This is a genomic window from Streptomyces sp. ActVer, from assembly GCF_027270795.1.
GTDB lineage: Bacteria > Actinomycetota > Actinomycetes > Streptomycetales > Streptomycetaceae > Streptomyces > Streptomyces umbrinus_A.
Map to the genome: position 1 here is coordinate 1 of NZ_JAPWHT010000609.1, position 5,029 is coordinate 5,029.

Annotated in this window: 4 protein-coding genes; 1 reads left to right on the top strand and 3 read right to left on the bottom strand. The window is 71.4% G+C overall.

The features are described 5' to 3' along the window. Positions 1 to 209: 209 nt before the first annotated feature. Together O3Q52_RS48750 and O3Q52_RS48755 are read right to left on the bottom strand one after the other, a co-directional pair. Entirely contained in the window at positions 210 to 827 is a 618-nt protein-coding gene (locus O3Q52_RS48750) for an RNA polymerase sigma factor (protein ID WP_269654874.1), read from the bottom strand. 105 nt (positions 828 to 932) lie between these two features. After that, entirely contained in the window at positions 933 to 1,469 is a 537-nt protein-coding gene (locus tag O3Q52_RS48755; RefSeq protein WP_332113016.1) for a hypothetical protein, read from the bottom strand. A 459-nt stretch (positions 1,470 to 1,928) separates the two neighbouring features. On the opposite strand from O3Q52_RS48755, the gene O3Q52_RS48760 reads away from it, so the two are divergent. Beyond that, positions 1,929 to 4,487, top strand: a complete 2,559-nt coding sequence (locus O3Q52_RS48760) for an FG-GAP-like repeat-containing protein (RefSeq protein ID WP_269654876.1) — start codon at positions 1,929 to 1,931, stop codon at positions 4,485 to 4,487. Positions 4,488 to 4,559: 72 nt separating this feature from the next. Here the strand turns inward: O3Q52_RS48760 and O3Q52_RS48765 are convergent. Then, the coding region (locus O3Q52_RS48765; RefSeq protein WP_269654875.1) for a hypothetical protein at positions 4,560 to 5,029 on the bottom strand (470 nt) is incomplete at its 5' end.

The window sequence follows — 5,029 nt, forward strand, 5'->3', positions numbered from 1 at the left end:
GCCCGGTGCGTCCCCTCGTCGCTCGCCGCCCGAAACGCGGCGAGGACCCGCCGCTCGGCATCGGCATCGACCGCGTCGCCCCGCACGGCGGCGGCGAGCAGTTCGCCGAGGTCGGGCGGGTTCCCGGCAGAGGGGTTCAGGGGGCCGTCGGGGTCGTGTCGTTCAGGCATGTCCGTATCCACCCTCGCCGGCCAAGGACTGCTTGCCGTTCATCTCGACTCCCCCAGCGTGCTGGGCCCGTCATCCGTCACACCCTCCGCGTCGAGGCGGCTCGCGAGGCGCTTCAGGCCCCGGTGCGCGGCGGTGCGTACCGCGCCGGGGCGTTTGCCGAGGACCCGCGCGGCGGCGGGGCCGTCGAGACCGACGACGACACGCAGCAGTACGGCCTCGGCCTGGTCGCGCGGGAGACTCGCGACGAGTTCGAGCGCGTACTCCGTGGAGAGGGACTCCAGGGCCTGGTCGTGCGTGCTGTGCGGGCCGGGCAGGTCGAGCATGTCCTGTTCCAGCTCGGACGCCCGCGGCCGCACCTTCAGCCGCCGCAGATGGTCGAGGGCCCGGTGCCGGGCGATGGTCGCGGTCCAGCCGCGGAACCCCGCCCCGTCGCCGCGGAACCGCCCGAGGTCCCGGGCGATCTCCAGCCAGGCGTCCGACGCCACGTCCTCCGCCTCGTCGCCGACCAGCCCCCGCAGGTACCCGAGCAGTCCGGGCTGCACGATCCGGTACGCGACGGCGAAGGCGGCCTCGTCGCCCTCCTGCGCCCGTGCGACGGCCGCGCCGAGTTCACCGTCGGACGTCCGCCCGCGGTGGGGTTCCCCTCCCTGGCCCAACAGTGTCCTCGTTCACGCCGAGTTCGTACCGAATGCGCACCGCGCGGCGCGGGTCGCCATGCCCGCACGCCTCCAAGGTCATCAGCGCCGGACGGCACGGAAATGTCACAGCCCGTCAGATGGCCCACCGGCCCTACGACCGACGCGATGACCGGCCTCACGGTCGGCGCCACGCCCGGCACGGTCACCGGTCCCGCCCGCTTCGGTGAGCCCGGGTTGCCCGGACAACCCTGCCCGCGTCCGCCCGTGCAGTTGCAGATAGAACGTCCGCAGCGACTCCCGCTCCCCCGCCTCGAACCGCTTCACGACCTTGCCCAGCGGATTCCAGACCCGCCCGTCCGGCATCCGTACGCCCACCGGCTGGCCGAACAACTCCCGCTGACCCTCGTCGAATTCGACCCACACGGCACCGGCCCGGCGGACGAGCACCTCACCGGCGTACACCCCGAGCCCGAACAGCACGTGCCCCACGGCCGTGCGGTCGCGGCCGCTCTTGCGCAGCCCGTCGACGACGAAGTCGACCACCCGCAGGCTCGCGACCGAGTAGTCCAACGGCAGCCGGCTGCGGGCCGTGACGTCCCGTACGAACTCCGCCGCGTGCCGCCGCATCCGCAGGTCGGCCGACAGCCTTGTCCTCTCCACCGTTTCCGCCCCCTGGCTCACCGCTCACACATCTGCCTCTGGCAGACCAAGCGGGGCGGGCGCCACGAACATCACACGTCACCACAGTGACAAGGGTCACGTCACAAGTCGCTGATACCCGTACAACCATCCGCCCGCCTCGGACGTCTGCGCGAATCTGAAGTGACGTACCCCACACCCCTGTTGGGTGATGTTTAACCTCGCCTTACCGCTGAATTAGAAAGCCACCCCAGTGACGGGTGGGTTTTTTGTGAGGATTTCCTAGGGGTGGGGCATTTGAGTCGCCGGACGACCCATGCGTACAAGCCGCTGAGTCTGAAGCGGAGAGCGTGGCTGACGATAGGGGCCGTGGTGCTGGGCGGGACGGGCGCCGTGACGTACGCCGTCGCGAACCCGAGCTCGGACCCGGCCGTGGACGCCGCACGCAGCAAGCGGCCCGTGAAGGTGCACGAGCTCACGATGCAGAGCGACGGCTCGGGCCGGCGCGAGGTCGAGCGGACGAGCACCGAGCAGTTCTCGCTGCTCGGCGTCACCTGGACCGGCGCGAAGACCGAGCTGGACGGCACCGCCCAGGTACGCACCCGCGACCTGGCGACGGGCGAGTGGACCGGCTGGCAGAACCTGGATCTGGAACCGCACCCGGTCGACAAGGCCGAGCCGGGCGCCAAGGAGGCCCGCGGTGCCTCCGACCCGCTGTGGGTCGGCCCGAGCGACGGTGTCGAGGCGCGGGTCGTGGCGGCCGACGGCTCGACGAGTTCGCCGCTGCCCAAGGGCCTTGAGGTCAGCCTGGTCGACCCGGGTGTGACCTCGGCCGAGGCGAAGAACAAGGCGCTCGGCACGACGACCGGCACCTCCCTGGAGAACGCCGCCTTCGTCGCCGAGGACCCGACCGACTCCCCGACCCCGACCGACCCGGCCTCGGACTCCCCGTCACCGACGGAGTCCGCCGGTACGGAGCCCACGACCAGCGCCCCGGCGACGCCCACCGAGAGCACCTCTCAGAGCCCGTCGGAGTCCGCCTCGCCGACCCCCGACCCGGTGCCGTCCCCGCCGCCGTCCACCGTGGTGCAGCCGCCGATCGTCTCCCGAGCCCAGTGGGGCGCCGACGAGTCGATGGTCAAGGACCCGCCGGAGTACATCGACAAGGTCAGCGCGGTCTTCGTGCACCACACGGTCGGCACGAACGACTACAGCTGCGCCGAGTCCCCGGCGCTGGTGCGCGGCATCATGGCGTACCACGTGCAGAGCGAGGGGTGGAACGACCTCGGCTACAACTTCCTGGTCGACAAGTGCGGCCGGATCTTCGAGGGCCGCGGCGGCGGCATCGACCTGCCGGTGCGCGGCGCGCACACGTACGGCTTCAACGGCGACTCGGCGGGCATCGCCGTCCTCGGTGACTTCGAGGGCGCTGCCGCCACCTCCACCACTCCGGCCAAGGCCGCGGGCAGGCCGAGCCGCGCCGCCCTGGAGTCCGTGGCGCGCGTCGCCGCATGGAAGCTGGGCCAGTACGGCGGCAACCCGAGCGGCCAGGTCACGCTGACCGCCGCCGCCGACACGGGTGTGTGGAAGGCGGGCGAGAAGGCCACGCTGAACACGATCTCCGGCCACCGCGACGGCTTCGCCACCGCGTGCCCCGGCAAGAACCTTTACTCGAAGCTGAGCGAGATCCGCCGGTACGCCTCCAGCCCCGGCAAGAACTCCGCGATCCCGACTGCCGACTTCAACCGTGACGGCATCAGCGACGTCGTCGCCGCCACGCCCAAGCAGGGCAGCGGCTGGCTCACGCTCGTGCCGGGCGGTGTCAACGGCCCCGTCTCCGCCTCGAAGGTGAAGCTCAACCAGGGCAGCGCCGGTGTTCCGGGTGCCGCCGAGTCCGGCGACCAGTGGGGCACTGCCACGGCCTGGGGCGACATCAACGCCGACGGCTACGCGGACCTCGCGATCGGTGCGCCCGGCGAGGACGACACGACCGGCCACGCGGACCGCGGTGCCGTAACGATCCTGTACGGCCCGAAGTTCGACACCGGTGCCGACACCATGGCGCTGGGCGACGACTACGAGCCGGCCGGCGCGCGCTTCGGTGCGACGGTCGCGGTCGGCGACTTCAACGCCGACGGCAAGGCGGACGTCTTCACGGCGGCCACCGGCACGGGCGGCAACTGGGCGGCCCGCTTCAACGACGGCCACGAGGTCGCGGGCGACCTCACCACCGTCTCCGGCGCCCTCTCGTACGCGGACGCCACGACCGGTGACTTCAACCGGGACGGCTACGCGGACGTGGCGCTCAACTACCGTGACGCGTCCGGCGTCGGCAAGGTCACCTGGTTCAAGGGCTCCAAGTCGCTGGGCCTGTCGAAGGTTTCGACACTCTCCGTGAAGGGCGGCCGGTCCATCGCCTCGGGCGACGTGAACGGCAACGGCTACGACGACATCGTCATCGGGCAGCCGTACACCACCGAGTCCGGCGCGATCTCCGGCGGCCAGGTCACCATGGTTCCGGGCACGTCCACCGGCTTCACCACGGCCGGGATGACGAAGATCACCCAGGACACGGCGGGGGTCGCGGGCGCCAACGAGTCCGGGGACGCGCTCGGTACCTCGGTCTCCGTGGGCGACTTCAACGCCGACGGTTACGCGGACGTCCTCGCCGGTGCCCCGAACGAGGACATCACCCGCACCACCAACCGCGCCAACGCGGGTGCGATCTGGCTCTTCAAGGGCGCCTCGTCGGGTCTGACGGGCACGGGTTCGCTGTCCTACTCCCAGGACACGGCGGGTATCCCCGGCTCCACGGAGAAGGACGACAAGCTGGGATCGTCCGTCTCGCTGACGGACGTCTCGGGCCACGGCCGCGCCCACCTGCTGATCGGCGCGGAGGGTGAGGACGCCGGCAACGGCACGCTCCTGTACCTCCCGACCACAGCCTCGGGCGTCTCCGTCGCCAAGTCGACGTACTACGGCGTAGCCCAACTCACCACGCCAACGGCGGGCCGCCTGGGCCAGTTCTTGACCCCGTAGCCCCACAACCAAGAGCCGGGGCCCACGTGTGTGGGTCCCGGCTTTTTCACGCCCCCGCCGTACAGGACCCGTTCAGACCCGCCCACGCGCCCGGCGCGAGACGACCGCACGGAGAACACGGCGACCCTCCGTCGACAGGGCCAGCGCCTGACGAACCCCCGCCGGCCCATGGGCGGACAGCAACTCCAGGATGGCGACCTGTCGCCGCAGTTCGGCCGCGACAAGCGGCGACATGTCCTGCGTACGCCCCTCCCGTCGAGCCGTCACAGAAGACGCACCATCGCTCGCGGCATCGAGAAGCCGATGGATCTGGAGCGCCGCGACGGAACAGGCGTCCGCCCACTCACGAAGGTTCCCGGCACCACGGTCCACCGGAACGGCACCGAGCATCCGATGAGCGAGCACGGTGGCCTCCCCCTCGGCGACCCCCCCGACACCGGGCGCATCAAGCTTGGCGCGCGCCTGCTCGACCCGCTCCCCCCAGTCCTCGCCCCACCCCTCGCTCTCGGCAAGGCTCGCCCACAACGGCCGCAGAAGCTCGT

What these genes read in the sequence shown, in the direction of transcription:
- O3Q52_RS48760 (WP_269654876.1), top strand. Translation starts at nt 1,929, where the DNA reads ATGCAGAGCGACGGCTCGGGCCGGCGCGAGGTCGAGCGGACGAGCACC.